This window comes from Pseudotamlana agarivorans, from assembly GCF_001642835.1.
GTDB lineage: Bacteria > Bacteroidota > Bacteroidia > Flavobacteriales > Flavobacteriaceae > Pseudotamlana > Pseudotamlana agarivorans.
The window spans coordinates 144,904-169,724 of sequence record NZ_LXEI01000002.1; the positions used below are offsets into that span (position 1 = coordinate 144,904).

The 24,821-nt window shown below is 35.6% G+C and carries 16 protein-coding genes; 14 read left to right on the plus strand and 2 right to left on the minus strand.

Annotated features, from left to right (window positions below; genetic code table 11):
- Positions 1-115: 115 nt before the first annotated feature.
- The 14 genes from nirB (at position 116) to A6I66_RS04075 (ending at position 21,652) form a co-directional block, all read left to right on the plus strand.
- Complete coding sequence (nirB, locus tag A6I66_RS04015) at positions 116-2,629, plus strand: nitrite reductase large subunit NirB (protein ID WP_067145860.1); 2,514 nt, start codon at positions 116-118, stop codon at positions 2,627-2,629.
- Between the two features lie 22 nt (positions 2,630-2,651).
- On the plus strand, positions 2,652-3,029 hold the full coding sequence (gene nirD, locus A6I66_RS04020; RefSeq protein ID WP_067145862.1) for a nitrite reductase small subunit NirD: 378 nt from the start codon (positions 2,652-2,654) through the stop codon (positions 3,027-3,029).
- Between the two features lie 24 nt (positions 3,030-3,053).
- Positions 3,054-3,638: a DUF4202 domain-containing protein gene (locus A6I66_RS04025; protein ID WP_067145864.1), complete on the plus strand. Its 585-nt coding sequence runs from the start codon at positions 3,054-3,056 to the stop codon at positions 3,636-3,638.
- Positions 3,639-3,648: 10 nt separating this feature from the next.
- Positions 3,649-5,469, plus strand: coding sequence for a sensor histidine kinase (locus A6I66_RS04030; RefSeq protein ID WP_067145866.1), 1,821 nt, complete (start codon positions 3,649-3,651; stop codon positions 5,467-5,469).
- Between the two features lie 34 nt (positions 5,470-5,503).
- Positions 5,504-5,884 carry a RidA family protein gene (locus A6I66_RS04035; protein ID WP_067145868.1) on the plus strand — a complete coding sequence of 127 codons (381 nt, stop codon included), beginning with the start codon at positions 5,504-5,506 and terminating at the stop codon, positions 5,882-5,884.
- 49 nt (positions 5,885-5,933) lie between these two features.
- Positions 5,934-6,599: a response regulator transcription factor gene (locus A6I66_RS04040; RefSeq protein WP_067145871.1), complete on the plus strand. Its 666-nt coding sequence runs from the start codon at positions 5,934-5,936 to the stop codon at positions 6,597-6,599.
- A gap of 795 nt (positions 6,600-7,394) precedes the next feature.
- Entirely contained in the window at positions 7,395-8,885 is a 1,491-nt protein-coding gene (locus A6I66_RS04045) for an MFS transporter (protein ID WP_067145873.1), read from the plus strand.
- Between the two features lie 627 nt (positions 8,886-9,512).
- Positions 9,513-13,034 carry a nitrate reductase gene (locus tag A6I66_RS04050; protein ID WP_067145875.1) on the plus strand — a complete coding sequence of 1,174 codons (3,522 nt, stop codon included), beginning with the start codon at positions 9,513-9,515 and terminating at the stop codon, positions 13,032-13,034.
- Positions 13,034-14,464, plus strand: coding sequence for a rubredoxin (locus A6I66_RS04055; protein WP_067145877.1), 1,431 nt, complete (start codon positions 13,034-13,036; stop codon positions 14,462-14,464). Before A6I66_RS04050 ends, A6I66_RS04055 begins: the two co-directional genes overlap by 1 nt.
- 333 nt (positions 14,465-14,797) lie before the next feature.
- The gene (locus A6I66_RS04060; RefSeq protein WP_067145879.1) at positions 14,798-15,700 is read left to right on the plus strand and encodes a DMT family transporter; all 903 of its coding nucleotides are present in this window, start codon (positions 14,798-14,800) and stop codon (positions 15,698-15,700) included.
- Positions 15,701-15,821: 121 nt separating this feature from the next.
- Positions 15,822-17,672: a DNA topoisomerase IV subunit B gene (locus A6I66_RS04065; RefSeq protein WP_067145881.1), complete on the plus strand. Its 1,851-nt coding sequence runs from the start codon at positions 15,822-15,824 to the stop codon at positions 17,670-17,672.
- A gap of 174 nt (positions 17,673-17,846) precedes the next feature.
- On the plus strand, positions 17,847-17,993 hold the full coding sequence (locus A6I66_RS16605) for a hypothetical protein (RefSeq protein ID WP_157614075.1): 147 nt from the start codon (positions 17,847-17,849) through the stop codon (positions 17,991-17,993).
- Between the two features lie 3 nt (positions 17,994-17,996).
- Complete coding sequence (locus A6I66_RS04070; protein WP_067145883.1) at positions 17,997-20,603, plus strand: DNA gyrase/topoisomerase IV subunit A; 2,607 nt, start codon at positions 17,997-17,999, stop codon at positions 20,601-20,603.
- 11 nt (positions 20,604-20,614) lie between these two features.
- Positions 20,615-21,652, plus strand: coding sequence for an endonuclease/exonuclease/phosphatase family protein (locus A6I66_RS04075; protein ID WP_169815705.1), 1,038 nt, complete (start codon positions 20,615-20,617; stop codon positions 21,650-21,652).
- Positions 21,653-21,657: 5 nt separating this feature from the next.
- Here the strand turns inward: A6I66_RS04075 and A6I66_RS04080 are convergent, their stop codons facing one another.
- Both A6I66_RS04080 and A6I66_RS04085 read right to left on the minus strand, forming a co-directional pair.
- The gene (locus A6I66_RS04080) at positions 21,658-22,926 is read right to left on the minus strand and encodes a carboxypeptidase-like regulatory domain-containing protein (protein ID WP_067145886.1); all 1,269 of its coding nucleotides are present in this window, start codon (positions 22,924-22,926) and stop codon (positions 21,658-21,660) included.
- Between the two features lie 77 nt (positions 22,927-23,003).
- On the minus strand, positions 23,004-24,815 hold the full coding sequence (locus tag A6I66_RS04085; protein ID WP_067145888.1) for a cytochrome-c peroxidase: 1,812 nt from the start codon (positions 24,813-24,815) through the stop codon (positions 23,004-23,006).
- Between the last annotated feature and the right edge of the window lie 6 nt (positions 24,816-24,821).

Below are 24,821 nucleotides of genomic sequence, written 5' to 3' on the forward strand. Positions count from 1 at the left end.
TTAATCGTAAATCAATTTGAGAAATCGACAATAATCGGCTTTCTGTGAAAAATTCTTAGAAAAACACAGTGTAAAATAAGTATAAATACTTAGTTTTGTTTTCAAATACGTAATTATGAAACAAATAATTGTAGTTGGAAACGGAATGGTTGGTTATAAGTTTTGTGAAAAATTTGTAGCAACCCAAGAAAGTAAAGACTTTAAGATCACGGTTTTTGGAGAAGAGCCAAGACCTGCTTACGATCGAGTTCACTTAAGTGAGTTTTTTGAAAACCAAGACGCCGAAGCTTTAGAGATGGCTCCTAGCACATGGTATGAGGAAAACGGTATCGAATTGGTAACTAGCGAGCGTGTCGTAGATATAAGTAGAGGGAAAAAAACAATTACTACGGTAAGTGATCGCGTATTTTCTTATGATTATTTAGTTTTAGCAACAGGATCTGCACCTTTTGTACCGCCAATTAGAGGGGTAGAGAAAAAAGGGGTTTTTGTATATAGAACCATTGAAGATTTAGAAGGCATGTTGGCTTACGCTGCTAAGATTAAAGCTGAAAATCCAAATGCTAGAGCAGCCGTTCTAGGTGGTGGTTTATTAGGTTTAGAGGCTGGTAAAGCGGTTAAGGATATGGGCTTAGAGCCACATATTGTTGAGTTTGCAAATAAATTAATGCCAAGACAATTGGATTTGAGAAGTAGTCAAGTACTGCAACTTAAATTGGAGTCTATTGGTTTAAATATACACTTAAGTAAAGCGACCAATCAGATTTTAGGTGATGATCGAATCACAGGAATGGAATTTGGCGAAGATGATGTTCTAGATGTGGATATGCTTGTTATTTCGGCAGGTATTCGACCTAGAGACGAACTAGGAAAAACCTGTGGTTTAGAAATGGGTGTTCGTGGCGGCATTGTAGTTGATAACAAAATGCAAACGTCAGATCCTAATATTTATGCCATTGGTGAAATCGCTTTGTACAATCAAATGATTTACGGATTGGTTGCTCCTGGTTACGATATGGCTGAGGTTGCTGTAAATCAAATTATCGGGAATACCGAAAAATTAATGCCTGCAGACATTGACATGTCTACCAAACTAAAGTTAATTGGGGTAGATGTAGCAAGTTTTGGTGAGCCGTTTATGCCACCGTCTAAAGGCCATTCTATTATTTTTGAAAATAAAACACAGTATTTATATAAACGTATTAACGTTAGCCTAGATGGGAAATCGCTTTTAGGAGGGGTTTTAGTTGGTGATGCTTCAGATTATAGCATGTTACACCAAATCTACCTAAATGGTATGGCTATTCCAGAAGATCCTGCTCAATTAATCTTACCAGCTACCGAAGGTGGTGGTGCATTTGGTGATGTAATGGATTTACCAGATGAGGCTCAAATATGTTCTTGTGAAAGCGTTACAAAAGGACAGATTTGTGGTGTTATTGAAAGTGGTGAGGCTAAAGATTTAGGAGATGTTGTGTCTTGCACTAAAGCAGGAACTGGTTGTGGTGGTTGTAAGCCTATGGTAAAAGATCTTACCGATGCCACCTTAAAATCGCTTGGTATTGAAGTTAAAGATACCATTTGTGAGCACTTCGAATTAGGAAGACAAGAACTATACGATATAATTAAAATTAAAGGCTATAGAACTTTTAACGAAGTTATAGATAACCATGGAACAGGTTGCGGATGTGAGCTTTGTAAGCCTCTAGTAGCGTCGTTAATGGCTTCTATTCATGCCGATACGGCTAATAAAGAGTACGCTATCCAAGATTCTAACGATAGATTCTTAGCGAACATTCAACGAAACGGAACCTATTCTGTTGTACCACGTGTACCAGGGGGAGAAATTACTCCAGATAAACTTATTGCTCTTGGACAGATTGCTAAGAAATACGATTTATATACTAAAGTAACAGGTGGTGTGCGTATCGATTTATTTGGTGCAACATTAAAACAGTTACCATTAATCTGGAAGGAATTAATTAGTCATGGTTTCGAAAGTGGTCATGCTTACGGTAAATCGTTACGTACTGTAAAAACATGTGTAGGATCTACATGGTGTCGTTATGGTATGGATGAAAGTGTAAGTTTTGGTATTGAATTAGAAAACAGATACCGAGGTATTCGTGCACCACATAAAATTAAAGGTGGAGTTTCTGGATGTATTCGTGAATGTGCTGAGGCGCGTGGAAAAGATTTCGGACTTATCGCTGTTGATGGTGGTTGGAACCTTTACGTAGGTGGAAACGGAGGAGCAACGCCGCGTCACGCCGAACTTCTAGCTGAGCAAATCGATAATGAAACTGTTATTAAATATTTAGATAGATACTTAATGTTCTATATGAGAACAGCTAAGCCTTTACAACGTACTGCTGCATGGCAAGAGCGTTTAGAGGGTGGTATGGATTACTTAAAAGAAGTGATTATAGACGATAAATTAGGGATTGCCTCAGATTTAGAAAATGAAATGGAAACCCTTGTTAATAAGTTTGAGTGCGAATGGACGCAAGCAGTTAATGATCCTGAAATGATGAAGCGTTTCAATCACTTTGTAAATAGTGAAGACGAAGATGATAACTTGGTTTTTGTCCCTATGAGAGAACAAAAAATGCCAGAACCTTGGAATTAATAGTAATAAAATTTAAGTAAGTATGGAATTAGTTTTAGATAAATACGCAACAACCAAAGTAGAAGATGTCAAGGTTTGGTTTAAAGCCGCATCGGTAAACGATTTTCCTCAAGATGGAGGGGCTTGTGTGAAATATAAAGACAAGCAAATAGCTGTTTTCAATTTCGCAAAAATGGACAAATGGTATGCCTGCCAAAATGTTTGTCCGCATAAAATGGAAATGGTTTTATCAAGAGGTATGATTGGAGATGATAAAGGAATTCCAAAAGTAGCTTGTCCGTTACATAAAAAAACTTTCTCATTAGAGAATGGCGAAAATTTAAATGGAGATATGGATGCTATTGCTACATATCCAGTAAAAATTGAAGGAGAAAATGTGTATATTGGCTTTTCAGAATAATGAAAAGTAATACAATATATAGATATGAAGCCTACAAGATTTGAAACCGCAATAGCTTTAATAGATAAAAAAAACGCCGAAGATACTAATACATACCACGTTGCAGGTATAGAATACCCTAAAGAATTGCTGTATTCACAGCGTATGACAAGGAAGTTACTGCAATTTAACCCTAATGCTTCAAAGGCACTTCAAATCGCGGCAAGAGCACAACACATCTGCCGCTGGAAAATAGCAAGAGATGAGTACCCTATGGATCGTGTAGGGTATTTAAAATGGCGTGAAACTTTAAAGAAAATGCACGCCGAAATTACTGCTGAAATTTTAGAGCAAGTAGGCTACGATCAACAATTTATTGATAGAGTGTCTTTATTAATAAATAAAAAGCTCATTAAAAAGAATGAAGAAACTCAAATTCTAGAAGATACCATCTGTTTGGTGTTTTTAGATTATTATTTCGAAGAATTCGCAGCGAAACATGACGACGAGAAAATTATAGATATTCTTCAGAAAACTTGGGTTAAAATGTCGGAAGATGGACATCAAGCCGCACTGAAGTTACCTTATTCAGAGAAAAGTCTTGAACTCGTTAAAAAAGCAATTTCATAAGATGTAATATATGACGAAGCACGGAAATTCATTAGACCAAAGTACGTTTGATAAATTAAGCCGGCTTTATATTATTGCTTTAAGTGCCATCGCGGTCTCTGTCATTGTTAGTCAAATTCTAATTCGTAATCACCTTTCTAATCAGGAAACAGATTCTTCGGTCATAAATGTTGCAGGGCGACAACGTATGTTAAGTCAGAAACTGACTAAAAACGTCGTGTCACTCACTTCAGAAAAATCGCTTGAAGAGCGGATAGCCTTAAAAAATAGAATAAAGGAAACGCTTAATGTTTGGGAACTTTCGCATCATGCCCTTCAAAATGGTAATGATAGCCTAGGGCTTCCTGATACCAATTCGGCCGATGTAAGAGCCCGTTTTGCTGTACTGAATCCCGTTTTTGATAAAATGAGTTTCGCTACGCAAACCATTATTTCCGAAATTGAACAGTCTCCTGACTTAAATTTAGCTGCTTTAAATGCCGAGGTGAACATTGTAAGAGACAATGAAGGTGATTTTCTCTTGATGATGGACGATATCGTAAATCAATACGATCTTGAGGCCGAGAAGAAAGTCGCATGGCTGCGTAGGCTAGAGTCATGGCTTACAGCGTTAACCTTACTCATATTATTGGCAGAATTTTTATTCATTTTCTGGCCTGCAGCGAAATCGGTGAGATCCACGCTTTCAGAGTTATTGTATGCCGAAAAACGTGCCAAGAAAATGGCTTTTGATGCCGATGAGCTTAGTTTGGCTAAAGAAAAATCCATTAAGGAATTGCGTGCTTTAAGTCGCGCTATGGATGATACCTTATTATTTGCTCGTATTTTACAAAATGGTCAAATCGTACATATGGGTAATAAGTTTTCACGCTTATTTACCTATTCAAAACTTAACGATTTAGGCTTATTTTGGAAAGTGTTGTCAACCGTTGAAAACGAACAGTTACTAATTGAAGAGTTAGTGGTAAAGTATAAAAAAACAGGTTGGCAGGGTGAAGTAAAAGCGACAACCAAAGCAGGAAAAGATGTATGGTTGGAAATGGCCATCATTCCATATAGTCCTACCGAAGATAAATCGGAGTTGCTCATTATTGCTTCCGAAATCACCGATAGAAAAGAAGCGCAACTTGAAATTGACCGACTTACTGCAGCGAGTTTCGAGGAGAAAATGAATCAGCAAAAAATCATTTCTAGTAAGATTATTGAAAACCAAGAAAAGGAGCAAAACCGAATTGCTAAAGATGTGCACGACGGTATTGGGCAAATGCTTACGGGGTTAAAATATAATTTAGAAAGTATTGATACCACTGATGTGGAAAAAGCCACGGCTAAAGTTGAAAACCTAAAAGTGCTCGCTTCCGATATTATTAAAGGTATTAGAACGGCAACCTTTAATTTAACACCGCCAGAATTAACCGATCATGGTATCGTGCCAGCCATTACGAAGTTAACTCAAGAATTGGCTAAGCTTACCGGAAAACAAATTATGCTGTTTAATAAAACCGATTTTAATCAGCGATTAGATTCTTTAACCGAGATTAATATTTATCGCATCACTCAAGAAGCGATTAATAATGCGATTAAATACGCTGAAACCTCACATATTCTGGTGTCATTATCTCATAGTGAAGATATTTTGAGTATTGTTATTGATGATAACGGAATTGGTTTCAATCCGAGTAAGGTTAAAAATATTAAAAATGGTGATGGGGGTATGGGGATGACCTTTATGAGAGAACGTATTAAATACATTAACGGTCGATTTTTTATAAATTCTGAACCAGGTAAAGGTACACGTGTAACCCTAAATATCCCATTGAAAGAGAAGTAATACTTACTTTTTGGTGCTTTAAAGGTGTATAAATATGGAACGACGATTAATCAGTTCAAAGTCCGATTTTGAAAATAAGATAGGTTATTCTAGGGCGGTTGTTCAGAATGGTTGGGTGTTCGTTTCGGGAACTACAGGTTACAATTATGAAACGATGCGTATTAGTGATGATGTTGTTGAGCAAACCGAACAATGTTTTGTGAATATCATAAAAGCACTAGAGGAAGCAGGGGCTAGTTTGAAAGATACGGTTCGAGTTACGTATATTTTGCCTGAAGCAGAAGATTTTAAAGCCTGTAGGCCTGTTTTAAATAAGTATTTTGGCGACATAAAACCTGCAGCTACTATGATTTCAGCGGGTTTGGCTGATGATAAAATGAAAATTGAAATTCAAATAACAGCACTGAAAGGATAAATACGTAGTTTTACTTAATTTTATTACTTTTGTGCTATAATTAAAGGTTATGGATATTATTAATGTTGTGCTTGCCGATGATCATGTTTTGGTTAGAGATGGAATAAGAGCACTTTTAGAAGATCAATCTGGAGTTGAAGTGATTGCCGAGGCTTCAAATGGAAAGGAAGCTTTGGAAATTGTTGCTGAGACTAAACCACATGTACTAATTGTTGATATTAGAATGCCCGAAATGAACGGTATTGAAGTGGTTGGTGTTATAAGTAAAATATATCCTGATGTTCGTACTTTAGTATTATCTATGCACGATTCCGAGGAATATGTGTTAAAAGCCATTCAGGCTGGAGCCGATGGTTATCTGTTAAAAGGAGCTAGTAAGGAAGAGTTTATCAAAGCGCTGAATAATGTGGCTTCTGGTGGTAAGTATTTTACTGGTGATGTGTCTGCAATCATTATGAATAACTTTGTTAATGGCAACACAAACGCTGCAGTAGTTCCAGAGAAAAAGGTTGTAAAAGATCCGTTTAAGCTTACAAAGCGTGAAAAGCAAATACTTAATTTAGTATTGCAACTTAAAAATAATAAGGATATTGCTGAAGAACTTCAAATCAGCAAACGTACCGCTGAGGTACATCGTTTTAACTTGATGAAAAAGTTAGAGGTTAAAAATTTGATGGAACTTAGCAATAAGGCTAAGGAATTCGATCTAGTATAAATTCACATGTTCCTTGTAAAATAAGGGAGCGCTGCCTGTTATCTTGGTAGTTTAGTGTTGCTAACTTCACATTGGAGGTTGCTTGGCGATTTATTGTTGGTAAAAGTTATTTTTTTTGATATTTATAACTGCAACCTTCAATGCAAATGGGGCCACTCGTGGGTGAAACGATAAAGTAATCAGAATAAAATTCCAAATCATAAGTTATATAGCCTTGTTCGTTTTCAGATACACTATGAAAATCCTGGCAGTTATATTTCAGAAGTAATTTGTTTTCATTTATTGAAAAGTTTCCAGTAGAACATTCGGTAAATCTACTAGACGTAAATGATCCGTTTTCTAAAAAATCAATGTCATGGCCGTTTTCAACATCTATCCAGTATTGGGGGCCGCCAGCACTTATATATGCTTAAGTTAGTTCCCATTTACCGACTATCAAAGTTTCGTTAGAAACAATGGGTTCATTCGATTTGTCGCAATTGATGAGAATTAATAGAAGTAGTAGGAAACAATATTTGTATTTCATTTTAAGTATTTGTTTTGTAGATGAAAATTTTTAATAAAGGTTGCGTCTTAATTACTAATGATTCTTTTGATGAAAACTACTAAAATCGATAATTTCAATTAAAATTCCCCTTTTATTTTAGTGATTCTTCAATATCATTAAACTTAAATTGTCAAACTCATATTTCTGTTTAATTACGTAGTTTTAGATGTTTAAAATTAAGTATAAATACTTAATTTTGTTTCAAGAATTAGTTATATCTGTATTATAAATTTTAAACTATTATTGAAATGAATACAACTAAAGGTGCAAATAAAATACTCTTTATAAATACTTTAGCCTTTACTTTTTGCTTTGCAGCTTGGCTGTTAAATGGCATATTGGTGACATTTTTAGTAGACAATCAAGTTTTCAATTGGTCTGGTGTTGAAATAGGATGGTTAATAGGGATTCCTGTATTAACGGGTGCTATATTTAGATTGCCAGCCGGAGTTTTAACCGATAAACTAGGCGGGAAACCTGTGTTTACGGGCTTATTGTTGTTATGTGCTGTTCCTATGTATTTGTTGTCTTATGCTAACGATTTTTGGTCTTTCGCATTATGTAGTTTAGGTTTTGGAATTGCAGGTGCTAGTTTTGCCGTAGGTATTGCATTTTCATCTATTTGGTTTCCTAAGGAAAGACAAGGTGTTGCCCTAGGGATCTTTGGTGCTGGTAATGCAGGGGCTGCGATAACTACTTTAGTAGGTCCTAAACTTTTGGATTACTTAACCGATGGTAAAACCAATTTAGATGGTTGGAGAGAAATGCCTAAAATTTATGCTGCAGTATTGGTGCTTATGGCGGTTATATTTTTCTTAACGACTAAAAATAAGAAGCCTGCTTCAAGTACTAAGAGCTTAAAAGGAATGATGGCGCCGCTTAAAAGTATTAGAGTTTGGCGTTTCGGATTATATTACTTCTTAGTTTTTGGATGTTTTGTGTCTTTTGCGGGATGGTTAGTGCCTTATTATACTAATGTTTATGCATTAGATTTAGCTACCGCCGGACTTTTGGCGTCTTGTTTTAGTTTGCCTTCTGGAGTTATTAGAGCTTTTGGTGGTTGGTTGTCCGATCGCGTGGGTGCTAGAAAAGTGATGTATTGGGTGCTAGGGTCTTCTTTAATTTTTAGTGCGATTTTAATCGTTCCTAAAATGGATATATATGCAGCTGGAAAAGGAATAATGGCTAAATCCGCCGGAACAGTTACCGATGTGAGTTCAACTTATATCGAAGTTAATGGTGTTAAATATCCTGTGAAAAGTAAAACAGACAAACTTACCAACGTCGATGAAGGTTTCCATATTTTTCCTGTGAAGGAGTCTTGGCAAGAAGTGCTTGTTCAGAAGGGTGATGAGGTTAAAAAGAAACAGTTAATTGCTAAAGGAAATACACATATTTTCTTTCAAGCCAATTTATGGATATATGCGATTATTGCGATAATTATAGGTTCTATTTGGGGTATTGGTAAGGCTGCCGTTTATAAGCATATTCCTGACTATTTCCCTGAAGAAGTTGGTGTTGTAGGCGGTATGGTCGGCGTTCTTGGTGGACTAGGTGGTTTCGTTTGCCCAATTTTATTCGGGTACTTATTGGAAGGCACTGGATTGTGGTCAAGCTGTTGGATATTAATGTTATTCTTATCAGCTATCTGTTTAATTTGGATGCATAGAGTGGTGCAAAAAATGGCCGATAAAGCAACGCCTCAGCTGGTGGATAAGTTTGAAAAGGAAATGGAGTAAACGTTTAAGTTTTATTAAGTATTTGTTATATAGTGCTTTAGTAGGTTGCTTTTTGATATAATGATAAAACTTAAATAATTATTAGACGAATATTATAAAATCCGTAAAACGAGTATTCTTAAATTGTTAATCTTACAAATTTTTTAGATTACTTAATTTTTACGCTTCAAATTAAGTATTTATACTTAATTTTACGATAACAGAGTTTGTGATTTAGGCTTTATGAATCAAGACATCTTGTTAAATCTGAAAAATTGAAAGTGTTAAGATTAACGAAACGGATTTTGTATTTGATTAGTTAATAGTGATAAAGACTACTTAAAAGGTAGTGTATGCTACCGCGGTGTCTAATGGTTATTTCATAATTGGGGCCATATAGTGGTTGTGGCTGCGGTAGTTTTCTTTATCAATGGCAATGCTCTTAAAAAAAAATGAAAGCCATGTTATAAAAATTGTTTAAACGCAATTTAAAATATATAACAGCGGCGATGTAAACCGGCAAAATTGATGGTTTATTTTATTAAAATAATAAGATAGGGTGTCTTTTTTATAGGTATTCAGAATAATGAATTCAGTATTTGTTTTCTGAAATTAAAAATTATTATTTAGTATAAAATCTTTGTCTGAATGATTAAAAACGAAGTAAAAACAACGTGTTCATATTGTGGTGTAGGCTGCGGAATTATTGTTAAAAAAGACAGTAATAACAAGGTGCTTGTTGAGGGTGATAAGGATCATCCTGTTAACCGTGGCATGCTTTGTTCAAAAGGTATGAATTTGCACTACGTCTCTAACGACACCTCCGATAGAATTTTATACCCAGAAATGCGCTGGAGCCGATCTCACCCAAGAGAGCGTGTGAGTTGGGATGATGCCCTTGATCGTGCAGCAAGCGTTTTCAAATCTATTATAAAAAAACACGGTCCAGATAGTGTAGCTTTTTATGTTTCTGGACAGAGTTTAACAGAAGAATATTATATCGCTAACAAGCTTACTAAAGGCTTTTTAGGGACCAATAACATCGATACCAACTCCAGACTTTGTATGAGTTCGGCCGTGGTAGGTTATAAGAAAACTTTTGGTGAGGATAGTGTGCCTATTTCGTATGCCGATATTGAGTTGGCTGATACGTTTTTAATATCTGGTGCGAATCCTGCTTGGTGTCACCCGATACTTTTTAGACGTATTGAAAAGCGTAAAGAGGACAATCCCGATGTTAAAATTATTGTGGTTGATCCGCGTAAAACAGATTCCGCTAATTTTGCTGATTTACACTTACAATTGTTACCTGGTACAGATGTTATTTTATACAATGCTATTGCCAGATGTCTTTATAAAAGCGGTTTAATTGATGAAAAGTTTATTGCTCAGTATACCGATGGTTTTGCCGAGTATAAAGATTTAATTTTCCAAACTTCATTACGAAAAGCTTCAAGTTTATGTGGGGTTTCTGAAGATGATATAAGAAAGGCTGCCAAGTACATCGGACTTTCAAAAGGTTTTATCAGCATGTGGGCCATGGGGCTTAATCAAAGTGTGGTAGGAACCGATAAAAATGTGTCCTTATTAAACTTATCGCTTATCACAGGTCAGGTTGGAAAGCCAGGTGCTGGCCCATTTTCACTTACAGGTCAGCCAAACGCAATGGGTGGTCGTGAAGTAGGAGGGATGGCTAATTTATTGGCTGTCCATAAAGATTTAATGAATGAAGAGCATCGTCGTGAAGTGGCTCAGTTTTGGGGGGTTGATCAAATTAATCCGAAACCAGGACTTACTGCTACCGAAATGTTTGACGCTCTTGAAAGTGGAAAATTAAAAGCCATTTGGGTTGCTTGTACCAATCCGTTAGTGAGTCTACCTAACTCAAATCGTATTGAACGTGCCATGAAAAACGCGAAGTTTGTTGTGGTTCAAGATATATCTCATAAATCGGATACCGTAGATTTTGCCGATTTAGTACTTCCTGCAGCAGCATGGCTTGAGAAGGAAGGTACTATGACGAATTCTGAAAGACGTATTTCATACCTGCCTAAAGAAATTGATGCGCCAGGGGAAGCTAGACCAGATGTTGAAATCTTTTGTGATTTCGCACAACGTATGGGCTTCAGAGGTTTCAATTTTAATAATGCCAGCGAAATTTATGATGAATATGCATCGATGACCAAAGGCACGAATATCGATGTGTCTTTCTTGAATTACGATCGATTAAAAAATGAAGGTACGTTTCAATGGCCAGTTCCAGAATACAGACATCCAGGAACACCGCGATTGTTTGAAGATAAAAAGTTTTACACGCCTTCAAAAAAGGCACAATTCAACTTACCTAGTACCATTGAAAATACGTCGGTTCAGCCTAACGACGATTATCCGTTAATTCTAACCACAGGGCGTGTGCGTGATCAATGGCATACCATGACGAAAACCGGAAAGGTATCTCGTTTAAAAACACATTACCCAACACCTGTTTTAGAAATCAACCCTGTTGATGCCTTCTTGAATAAAATTAAAGATGGCGACATCACCGAGATTAAAGGTGAAAACGGTGAAGTTCGTGTGCGTGCAAAAATTACCGATACCATTAAAAAAGGTGTTGTTTTCTTACCGATGCACTGGGGTAAACAGTTACAGAGTGATTTAAACCGCGCCAATAATTTAACCAATACGCATGTCGATCCGACATCCAAAGAACCAGATTTTAAATTTACCCGTGTAGCGGTTTCAAAATATAAAAAGCCTGTAGAAAAAATTATTATCGTAGGGGCTGGAGCAGCGGCATTCCGTTTTGTTCAAAATTATAGAGAATATAATGAGGTTGATGAAATTCATGTATTTTCCAAAGAACCTAATTTGTTTTACAATAGGGTTTTATTACCAGAATATGTTACCGAAGAGTTGACTTGGGAACAGTTGCTTAAAATTAAAGAATTAGAACTTGGTAAACTAAATATTCATTTACATCCAGAAACGTCAATTTCTAAAATAGATAAAGAAAATAAACAGGTTACCGATAGTAACAATGAAACCCATAGTTTCAATAAGTTGATTTTGGCAACTGGTAGTCGAGCGTTTATTCCTAAAGATGTTCAAATTGATTTACCTGGACGTTTTACAATGCGTAATAAAAGTGATGCCGATAGGTTTAAAGCTTATTTAGATGCTACTAATTTACCACCGGAAGAACAACATGTGGTTATCGTAGGAGGTGGATTATTAGGTTTAGAGCTAGCAGCTGCCATGAAGCATAAAAACGCTAAAATTACCATTATTCAACGTGCTTCTCGACTTATGGAACGTCAGTTAGACAAGGTTTCAAGTAAGTTGTTAGCTCTTGATGTTCAAGAACGTGGTATTCAAATTTACTTTGATAACGAAGTAAGTACCGTTTTCGATGATGAAGATACAGGAGAATTAAACATCACTTTAAAAAGTGGAAAATTCATTACTGCGAATGCTATTGTATATGCTATAGGAACCATTCCTAACGTGGAAATGGCAAGAGCAAACGGTATTTCTTGTAGTCGTGGGGTTAAAGTAAATCAGCATTTAGAATCTTCTCACAAAGATATTTTTGCCATTGGTGAAATTGCCGAATACAATAACCAATTGTTTGGTATTACTTCGGCAGCCGAAGAGCAAGCGGGTATTCTAGCCAACTTTATTGCCGGTGATATTAGCTGCGCATATAACGGTTCGGTGTTAATGAATATCTTAAAATTCAATGATTTAAATCTTTGTAGTATTGGTGAAATTAGTGTGCCTGAAAATGATGAAAGCTACGAAGAAATCATCTTTACAGATATTAAAAAGCGCTACTACAAGAAGTGTATTGTTAAAGACGATTTATTAGTTGGTGCGGTTTTAATGGGCGATAAAAATGAATTTGCCGAATTTAAAACCATGATCGAAAGTAAAATTGAAATGGCCGATAAGCGTAATACCTTACTTAGAGGGGCTTCAAACGATACGCCTGTTATAGGTAAATTAGTTTGTTCTTGTAGTCAAGTGGGTGAAGGGAACATTGAAGAGGCTATTGCAAAAGGGTGTACCGACTTTACTGAGTTGTGCAGTAAAACTGGTGCTGGATTAGGTTGTGGAAGTTGTAAAACTGAAGTGCGTGAAATACTTCATAATTCAAAGGTGTTAGCATAATGGAAGAACCATATAGAATTAAGATAAATGGAGGTGTGTTGTCTCCAGGTGAGTTAAAATATATTTGTGAAGCAGCCGAAAGTTTAGGTTTAGATGCGATTTCATTTGGTTCTCGCCAAGATATTATTTTTCCAGAGCAAATTGGTGAAAGTAAATTCGATCAGTTTAGTAAAATCCAGTTTATAAAACCGAAACGCGATGGTATCCAGAATATCGCTTCGTCTTATGTATCTGCCGAAATATTACCGAGTACCTCTTGGTTAACAAGTGACCGTTATCTGTATATCTTAGAGCAGTTTAAACATAAATTAAAACTAAGGGTTAATATTACCGACCCTAGACAACGCTTGGTGCCTTTATTTACTGGAAATGTGAATTTTATCGCTTCCGATCATGAAGATTACTGGTATTTATATGTTAGACTTCCAGGTTGGAAAAAAACATTGATGTACCCTGCGCTTATTTATAGCTGGGATATGGATAAAATTGAAATCGCCATTGAAAATATATTACAAGAGGAGCCTGAAACTATTGAAACGGTTTTCGATTTGGTAAGTGATGCTGTCGATACTAATAATAGGACGGTTGATAAGCCGCTAGAAGTGCCTTTCTATCCTTTTCCTTATTATGAAGGTATGAACCGTATTGGTACAGATCGTTATTGGTTAGGCTTGTATTGGAGAAATAATCGCTATGATTTAAAGTTTCTTAAAGCAATGTGTGAGCTGTGTTCGGAAAATAAGATTGGAAAGATCTCGATCACACCATGGAAATCCTTTATCGTAAAAGGTATTCCATTGAAAGCGAAACTTCAATGGGAAAAGTTTTTAGGAAAATTCGGAATCAATGTGCGTCATTCCATGCTCGAAATGAACTGGCACTTACCTGTAAACGATAGAGAAGCCTTAAATCTTAAAAAGTACTTGGTAACTAATTTCGATCAAAATGATATTAGTACCTACGGACTTACCTTCGGAATTACAAGTTATGAAAGTGATACCTATAATTTTACCTCTATTGTTATTGAAAAAAACAAACAACCAGATATTATAGGGGATTTTAAAATTAGAGATACCTATAATTTATTATATGCTAAGAATTTCGATCCGAACACGCAACAATATATCATGCATGTTCAAGATGTAGATAAGGTGGAATTACCTGGTTTGTTGATGGAATTAAGTCAGTTGTACTTCGAACAATTAGGAACCGAACGCGAAGAGGAAGAGGTGAGCGTTATTAAAAAGGAACGTAGCGAAGAGGAGGTTTATCAATGTTCGGAATGTTTAACGGTTTACAATGAGGTTTATGGCGATGTTACGCAAGATATTGCGCCTAACACCCCTTTTGAAAAATTAGAGGATACTTATGAATGTTCCCTTTGTGAGGCTCCTAAAAGTAGTTTTGAAAAGAAAGTATTAGTCAAATAGAAGTGTTTTTTTAATCAAATATTATTGAAGTTAGTCTAAGAATTAAAAGAAATACTTTTGCTCGAATGCGATGTCTCGGATGCGTTTGATATGTTTTAAATATGCTTGGGTTTGTATTTGAAAAATCAACATCGACGCCAGAGATGTCGCATTATTTTTTAGAATAATTCACGGCGATTCTTCATTCAGCTGTTATTTATTTAAGGTTTTAACAATTTTACTGCGTTTCTTGTTTTAGGGTGCATAACTTCATGTACTCTTTTTTATTCTTGAACATCGTATTTTCAGAAATTTCCTATATTTTCAAAAACTCTAGGTAGTTAATTTCGTTGTATGGAAACAACAAAAAAACAATTTTGGTACGGAGTGCTTATTGGTATTTTAGGGGTCGTCCTATTTTCATCAAAAGCGGTTATGGTTAAATTAGCCTATGGCTATAATGTCGATACGATAAGTATTCTGTTGTTAAGGATGCTGTTTTCTTTTCCAATTTATGTAGGTATTGCTATCGCTTATAGAAATAAAAACACTGAGGCCACTTTGGTTAAAAAGGACTATTTATGGTTGTGTTTTTTCGGTGTGGTGGGCTATTATTTGGCGAGTTATTTTGATTTCGTCGGACTTAAGTATATTAAGGCAAGCTTAGAGCGTATTATCTTGTTTTTATATCCTACTATCGTTTTAATTTTAAACTGCGTGTTTTTAAAAAGGCCTATTACTAAAATTCAGGCCATGGCTATCGCTTTAACTTACTTAGGCGTTGTGATAACGTTTTGGGATGAAGTAACCTTATCTGGAACCGAAACCTTTATAGGTGCGGCTTTTGTATTGCTTAGTGCGATTACATACGCCACTTATTTAGTAGGTAGCGGCTGGTTAATTCCTAAATTCGGCGTGGTGCAGTTTACCGCTTATGCTATGATTGTGTCGTGCATTTGTGTATTTGTGCATTACAGTTTGGTTTCTGAGGTGGATTTGTTTAGTTTTTCATGGCAAGTGTATGTCTTAGGTTTTGTAATAGCCATGTTTGCAACGGTAATACCTTCGTTTTTAGTTTCTGCGTCTATTAAAATGATTAGCTCATCAAATTTTGCTATTGTGGCGGGAATAGGGCCTATTTCAACCATCATATTAGCTGCGATCTTTTTAAATGAAATTTTAACGGGTTTACAGTGGTTTGGTGCTTTAGTGGTTATTGCAGGAATATTAATTGTATCCTTAAAGAAAGGGAAGTGAGTAAATAGAAGTAATTAACAATGAAAAATATTTTCATTGTTAATTACTTTGTTGTAATGCTATTTTATTTTTTAATTGCATGTGCTATATTAGCATCCTATCTTAACCACACCTCTTATTAATGGCAGAAAACTCTAACTACACCGAAGACAATATTCGTTCATTAGACTGGAAAGAGCATATTCGTATGCGTCCTGGAATGTATATTGGAAAATTAGGTGATGGGTCTTCGCCAGATGACGGAATTTATATTCTTCTTAAAGAGGTTCTAGATAACTCCATTGACGAGTATGTCATGGGGGCCGGAAAAACGATTGAAATTTCTATTCAAGGAACGAAAGTTACGGTTCGCGATTATGGTCGTGGTATTCCATTAGGGAAAGTTGTAGATGTAGTTTCTAAAATGAATACCGGAGGTAAATACGATTCCAAAGCCTTCAAAAAATCGGTTGGTTTAAATGGTGTTGGTACCAAAGCGGTTAATGCCTTATCCTCATTTTTTAGAGTAGAGTCTACACGTGATAGTAAAAGCGCTTCCGCGGAATTCGAACAAGGTAACCTTATAAATGAAGAGTTTTTAGAAGAAACTTCGCGTAGAAAAGGAACCAAAGTATCTTTCATTCCGGATGATATCATTTTCAAAAATTATAAGTTCAGAAGTGAATATATAGTGAAAATGCTTAAAAACTATGTGTACCTAAATCCAGGTTTAACCATAGTTTTTAATGGTGAAAAATATTATAGCGAACACGGTTTAAAGGATTTACTGAGTGAAAATATTAACGATACCGATCGTTTATATCCTATTATTCATCTAAAAGGCGATGATATTGAAATCGCGCTTACCCATAGTAAAACGCAGTACAGCGAAGAATATCATTCATTTGTAAACGGACAAAATACCACTCAAGGTGGAACACATCTAAATGCTTTTAGAGAGTCGCTCGTAAAAACCATTAGAGAATTTTATGGTAAAAATTACGATGCTTCCGATATAAGGAAATCGGTGGTGAGTGCCATTGCCATTAAAGTAATGGAACCTGTTTTCGAAAGTCAGACCAAAACAAAATTAGGGTCTACCGATATGGGGGGCGAATTACCAACGGTAAGGACCTATATTAACGACTTCGTAAAGCGTTACTTAGATAACTATCTGCATAAAAATCCAGAGACTGCCGATAAGCTTCAGCGTAAAATTCTACAAGCCGAACGCGAGCGAAAAGAGTTATCAGGTATTCGAAAATTAGCGAAAGACCGTGCTAAAAAGGCCAGTCTTCACAATAAAAAATTAAGAGATTGTCGCGTTCATTTTGGTGACACTAAAAATCCAAGAAACTTAGAAACCACTTTGTTTATTACCGAGGGTGATTCGGCTTCTGGTAGTATCACAAAATCGCGAGATGTAAATACTCAAGCCGTTTTTAGTTTAAAAGGGAAACCGCTAAACTGTTACGGTCTCACCAAAAAAATTGTTTACGAAAATGAAGAGTTTAATCTGCTTCAAGCAGCATTAAATATAGAAGAATCATTAGAAGATTTACGTTATAATAATGTAGTGATTGCTACCGATGCCGATGTTGATGGGATGCACATCCGTTTGTTATTGATAACGTTTTTCTTACAGTTTTTTCCAGAGGTGATTAAAGAAGGTCATTTGTATATCTTACAAACGCCTTTATTTCGTGTAAGAAATAAGAAAGAAACCATTTATTGCTATTCTGAAGAAGAGCGCAAAAATGCCATAGAAAAACTTAAGCCAAAACCTGAAATTACTCGATTTAAAGGTTTGGGTGAGATTTCTCCAGATGAGTTTAAACATTTTATTGGGGAAGACATTCGTTTAGATCCTATTATGTTAGATCATAACATGTCTATCGAAGATTTATTAGAGTTTTATATGGGGAAAAACACACCGTCTAGACAGGAATTTATTATTGAAAACTTGAAAGTTGAGTTGGATATAATTGAGTAAGTTTAATCGAATTTTTTATCCTTATTTTTAATAAAAAATTGGGGTAAAATCGTAATAAATTTTAGTTAAAATTATTTAAGTAATTTATCTTTAAATGTACCTTTGCGGCGACTAAAAAAGATAAATTAATTTGTAAAATTATCCCTCTTTAGGGAAGCAAAAAACTTAAATAAGATGTTATATACTAAGAAAGAAGAATTAGAAGTGGTACGTTCATACGAGCATCTATATGTGCACCCTGCAACCGAACAAATAGCAAGATTACAAGCACGTGGTGGTAGAGTAATGCTTAATGGCAAACCAAAACCAGTTAAAAAATAATTAATGATTGAAAACGGCGACGATTTAATTAACGAACAAGACGAACCTCAAGAAACCATTACCCGAGTTACGGGAATGTATAAAGATTGGTTTTTAGATTATGCTTCTTACGTTATTTTAGAACGTGCTGTTCCTGCTATTGAAGACGGTTTTAAACCCGTTCAGCGTCGTATCATGCACTCCATGAAGGATTTGGATGATGGACGCTATAACAAAGTAGCCAATATCGTTGGTCATACCATGCAATACCATCCTCATGGTGATGCTAGTATCGCCGATGCCATGGTTCAAATAGGGCAGAAAGATTTATTAATTGATACCCAAGGGAACTGGGGGAACATTTTAACGGGCGACCGTGCTGCGGCCTCCCGTTATATCGAAGCTCGAATTTCTAAGTTCGGGCTCGATGTGGTTTATAACCCTAAGATTACCGAATGGCAAGCGAGTTACGATGGCCGTAGAAAAGAACCCATTAACTTACCGGTTATGTTTCCGTTGTTGCTGGCACAAGGCGGCGAGGGCATTGCAGTTGGGCTTTCAACAAAAATATTACCACATAATTTTATTGAACTTATTGATGCTTCAATAAAACACTTACAAGGTAAACGCTTTACTATTTTACCTGATTTTCCAACAGGAGGCGTTGCCGATTTTTCAAATTACAATGACGGATTAAGAGGCGGAAAGGTACGTGTACGTGCTCGAATTTCACAACTCGATAAGAATACTTTAGTGATTACCGAATTACCTTTTGGAACAACAACCTCTTCGCTAATCGATTCTATATTAAAGGCGAATGATAAAGGTAAAATCAAGGTTAAAAAGATTGAAGATAATACCGCTGCAGAAGTTGAAATTCTAGTGCACCTTCCATCGGGATTATCGCCAGATAAAACCATAGATGCCCTTTATGCTTTTACAAGTTGCGAGTCATCTATTTCGCCATTAGGTTGTGTTATTGAAGATAACAAGCCATTATTTATTGGTGTTACAGAAATGCTTCGTCGCTCAACCGATAATACGGTGCAGCTACTAAAGCAAGACCTGGAAATTAAGTTAGGTGAGTTTGAAGAACAATGGCATTTTGCTTCTTTAGAGCGAATTTTTATTGAAAATAGAATTTACCGTGATATTGAAGAGGAAGAAACCTGGAAAGGGGTTATTTCTGCTATTGATAAAGGATTAAAACCACATATAAAACACCTAAAACGCGCGGTAACTGAAGACGATATTGTGCGTTTAACTGAAATCCGTATCAAGCGTATTTCTAAATTTGATATTGATAAAGCACAGCAAAAAATTGAAGCCCTAGAGGAACAAATTGCTGAAATTAAACATCATCTGGCACATCTTACCGATTATGCTATTGCTTATTTCACCAGACTTAAAAAGGAATACGGTGAAGGTAGAGAGCGTAAAACAGAAATTAGAACTTTCGATGATGTTGATGCGACTAAAGTTGTGATTCGAAACACAAAACTTTATGTGAATCGTGCAGAAGGCTTTATTGGCACCTCATTACGTCGTGACGAATACGTTTGCGATTGTAGTGATATCGACGATATTATTGTGTTTACCAAACAAGGGGTGATGATGGTCACCAAAGTGGACTCCAAAACTTTTATAGGTAAAGATATTATTCATGTTGCTGTTTTTAAGAAGAAAGATAAGCGCACCATTTATAATATGATTTACCGTGATGGTAAAAGCGGCCCTTCCTATATAAAACGTTTCGCTGTGACTAGTGTAACCCGCGATAGAGAGTACGATCTTACCAATGGCACCAAAGGGTCTACTTGTTTGTATTTCTCTGCCAATCCGAATGGTGAAGCTGAAGTCGTTACCGTATTACTTCGCCAAGCAGGCAGTATTAAAAAACTTAAATGGGATATCGATTTTGCCGATATTCTTATTAAAGGCAGGGTGTCTAAAGGAAATTTAGTCACAAAATATCCTGTAAAACGTGTAGAACTTAAAGAAAAAGGGGTTTCAACCTTAAAACCGCGTAAAATTTGGTTCGATGACACCGTTCAGCGTTTAAATGTTGATGGTCGAGGCGAATTGATTGGTGAGTTTAGAGGGGAAGATAAACTACTTATTATCACCCAATCGGGAATGCTTAAAACGGTTACTCCAGAAGTAACTATGCATTTTGATGATGATATGATTGTCATGGAAAAATGGCAGCCTAAAAAGCCAATTTCTGTGGTTTATTTTAATGGTGAGAAGGAATTGTATTACGTGAAACGTTTCTTAATTGAGCAAGAAGGTAAGGAAGAAATGTTTATTCCAGACGATCCCAAGTCACAATTAGAAATCGTTTCAACAGATTGGCGCCCTATGGCCGAAATCGTATTTGCGAAAGAACGCGGAAAAGACCGTAAAGAAAACCTAGAGGTTAATTTGGAAGAATTTATAGCTATAAAAGGAATAGGTGCTTTAGGTAATCAATTAACGAAAGATAAGGTGAATCAAGTGAATTTAATGGAACCATTACCTTTTGAAGGGCCCGAAGAAGTTCATGCCGATGATCTAGAGGTTGTTGATGAAACTGAAGTCTCTGATTCAGAAAACTCTAAGGATGACGACACCCAAACCAAATTATTCTAAAACAAAACCTTTTGAATATCTTTAAAAGCACCTATGTCGTGCTTTGTAGTATTATAGCTATTGTTATACCGCTACTTTTAGTTTTTGGTTGTGTTATTACTCGGTATTTCGAGAATGTATGGTCTTTAGTTTTTTCTGTTGTACTTCCGGTTCTTGTTGTTTTAAACGGACTCCTTTTTACTTTATTAATTTTTCTTAAAAGAAAGTATGCCTATTTTGCTGGGTTCGCTTTAGTAGTATATGCTTGGTCTCATGTGCTCTTTTTCAATTTGAATTTTGATAATCATAATATAGAACATGATAATCTTTCTGTTTTAACTTATAATGTGAGAGGCGGAGGAGGTTCAGGGCATACTTCTGATCGGACCCAAATAAAACCTAGAATTGAGGCGATAACCAATTTTGTTAATAACCAGGATGCTGATTTTGTAGTGTTTCAAGAGTTTTGGACCATTCAGAAATATGGCTTTGATAATTACCCATATGCTTTTGTTGGAAAACGACGTGGCATTAGTAAATCCTTGCAAGTCATTCTTTCTAAATTCCCTATCGTAAATACAGGGTATATTGATTTTCCTGATACGTCTAATAATGCCATGTATGCCGATGTACAGTATAATGAAGAGGTTATTAGAATTTATAATGTGCATTTACAATCCTTTGGAGTAGAAGTGGATTCAGAGTTTTTTACACAAAAAGGCTTGGAGGCGGTTTATCCCAAAATAGACGTTGGTCAGAAAATGAAAAGTGCACAAACCGAGTTATTACTAGAAAATATAGAAGGCTTTAAAGGAAAGTATATTGTAGCAGGTGATTTTAATGCGACACCTTTTTCTGAAACCTACCGTTTAATCAGTCAAGGTAGGCAAGATAGCTTTCTTGAAAAGGGTTCTGGTTTTGGTGGTACCTATCACTTGTTAGGTTACCCAATGCGCTTAGATTATGTATTGCCCGATAAAAGTTTTCAAATATGGGCTCATGAAAATTTCAATTTAAAATGGTCTGATCATGAGCCTATATTGGCTAAATTATCTACTAAAAATTATTAGTAGAACTATGTTCGTTTTAATTGTTTCTGAATTTTTTTAATCGCCGATTCGATCGATTTTTCAGGTTCTATAATATTGTAAGCACCCCAAAATCTAGGATCTGAAAACCCTGAAGCTTTTTCGGTTAAAATGGTGGTAGGTCTTAAAACTTGATTTCTGTTTTTTGCAAGTTTTGATTCAGCAATTTCCCAGTCTGTTACCGCCATTTCACTATTTAAGGTATACGTACTGTTAAATAATTTGCCTTCCCAATTGACTTTAAAAGTTAATGAAATATTGCTGTAAGCATAATGCCATTTACCATCTTTGGTTCTGTAATTTACCCGATAAGCCGTTTCAATAGGGTAAACATCAGCTTTTCTTGGTTTTTTTCTAACAAACATCTCACTTGACAATACTTTGTTAGATACATTTAAACTATACACAGCATTTGTTAACGCGTAAGTTTCGGCATCAATAAATAGTTTACCGTAAAAAAGTGGTGTTGTAATATTAGCCTTTTGCTTGAAGTTAATCACATAAATTAAGCGCTCATTGATTTTTGTAGCTTTATCAAATTTAAAGTCATACATAGGCATTGTCTCTGAAGTAAAAATGTATTCTGGATACTTAATCATATCAGTATACAAATTACTAAATGGTCCGCCTTGTAATTTGAGAGCAACTGTGTCTAACCTTTTGTAATTTGTTGTTTTTCGAGCTTTAACCAATTCAATATAATCACTTTTTACATTGTCGTAAGGTTGTTTATGGATTTGAACAACAGCTTCAGATAAAGAAGCATTTTTTCTTCGTTTTTTAATCGTTTCACGGTAAAAAGCCGTCATTAAAGTGTTTTCATTGCTATATAAACTACTTTTTTTGCTTAAACAATTTAAAACTACTTTTTCAGCATCTTTTGGAGTGGTTGATATTTGTACAATATCTAAAGTGGTGTTAACTGGTTTTAGGCTTATTTTTCGGTGATTTTCAAAATCGGAGATTGGTATGATGACTTTTTCATAACCCAAGTAAGAAATGGCAATATGACCATCAGCGTAAGTAGAAGGTATTTTTAAAGCAAAATGCCCGTCGCTGTTACTTACGGTACTTATGTTGGAGTTTTCTAATACTATATCAGCAAAAATTAAATCATTATGAGTTTCTGCGTCAATGACTTTGCCTTCAATTTCTGTAAATTGTTCTTTAGTGTCGTCTTGTGCGTTTAAGGTGTTTGCTCCAAATAAAAATAAAGCAAACACCATTAAAGTACTTAAATAGGATAGTTTTTTCATGATGTCGTTTTTTGTGGTGTAACATGTTGTTAATATACGAAAAAAACGTGTAAAATCCTACTATTCAGATTGTTGAGTTATAAGTTTAAGTTTGTTTCGGTATAATCAGTAAGGCTTTTCATAAACAAAACAATAGCATGTTGTTCATCTTCAGTTAGATCTAATTGGTCAAAAGGGAGGGTTTGATGTTCTAGATTAAAGCCTAAACCAACGCCTCCTCCTTCATTATAAAAATTAACAACCTCTTCTAATGTGTTATACACACCGTTGTGCATATAGGGTGCGGTAAGTTCGATATTTCTTACTGTTGGAGTTTTAAAAGCGCCAATACGTTCCTTAGTTTTAAAAATGTCGTATCGCCCTAAATCGTCATCAAGCGTTTTGTTTTCACTGGTTTCCGGAACGCCTATAATTTCCAATTCGGTGTCGGTGAAATTTGGCGGAACCGTGCCGTTAAACATTGGCGGAAAATGACAAGTGGCACAAGCCGCTTTACCCATAAATAAATTAAAGCCACGTTTTTCTTCTGCGGTTAATGTATTTTCTAGGTTGTTTATGTTCTTGTCGAATTTAGAATCGAACGTATTCAAGGTTCTAATGTAGGATGCTATAGCGTGTCTTATATTGAAATCTTCTCGTTTGTTGTGGTAGAGCGTATCTAAAACATATTTGTAATGTTTATCACTTTTTACCCTTGTTATGATCGAGTCCATAGACATGTTAAACTCATCGTGATTATTTACCACACCAACAATTTGACCTTCTAAACTCCCCACACGAGCGTCGGTAAAATACAATTGCTGATTAGAAGCATAGGTAAGTGTAGGGGTATTTCTTTTTTGACGCTTGTCAAAAGTGACACGTCCGTCAGTAAAAGCCTTTTCTTTAATATGGCAGGTGGCACAGGCCATGTTTCGATCTTTGGAAAGGGTTTTATCATTAAAAAGTTGTTTTCCGAAGGCCACTTTGTTTGCCAAATTGGTGGTATCACTTTTATAATCCGTAAAGAAATCCATATTAAGAGTTTCTTCTGTAAACAATGATGTGAGTTCGTTGGATAAAGCCAGGTTAAAAGGAAAGCTTACTTGCCAATCGTTTTGTGCGTCTACTAAAAGTTTTAACTGCGGATGAATATGATTTTTAATGAAGGCGTAACGATCAAAAGTATCGAAGTCGGCATTTAGAGCGGTTTTAGCCTTTTCTATAGCACATAAAAGTGATTTATATAAAATTTCCGAAGTGAATTTGCTTTCTGAAAGTTTTAGAATAGCTTCTAATGTTTCATACGTAAACTGACTTTCTTTTAATGATTGCCCTAAAACAGGTGAATCAAATCCTGTAATTCCTGTAGTAGCAATGCGCACTATTTGGTTTCGTAATAGCCAAATAACATGATAATCCTTTAAATTTATATGGGTGTTTTGTTCTATCAGTTTTAGTCGACTACTGGTAATATTAACGATTTCAGCAATTTTGCTTCTATCTATTGGGGTTTCATGAAGCAGTTCCTCAATCACTTGAAATCCAAAAGGGTTTCTAATTTTTATATCGGTAGGGCTGTCTTCATGAACTTGTAAAATGTTTGGTGCATTTATCGATTTGTAATTATTTTGATCGACATAAGCTAAAATAGGTTCGGCCAATTTAAAATACTGTCTAGCTTTTTTGTAGCTATCAATTTTATCATTTGTGTTTTCAACAGTGTTTATAGCATCTAGGTTTACAATGCTTTGCTTAATGTTGTTTAAGTAAATCTGTTCAATGCCATTTTCTGTAGCTTTTGGGGTTTCACTACTGGTTTCACTTTTGCACGCTAGTCCTGATAAAAGCAAAAGACATATACCAAAAGTATATGCCTTTGCTCTTACATTTTGTAAGATGTAATTCATGCTATT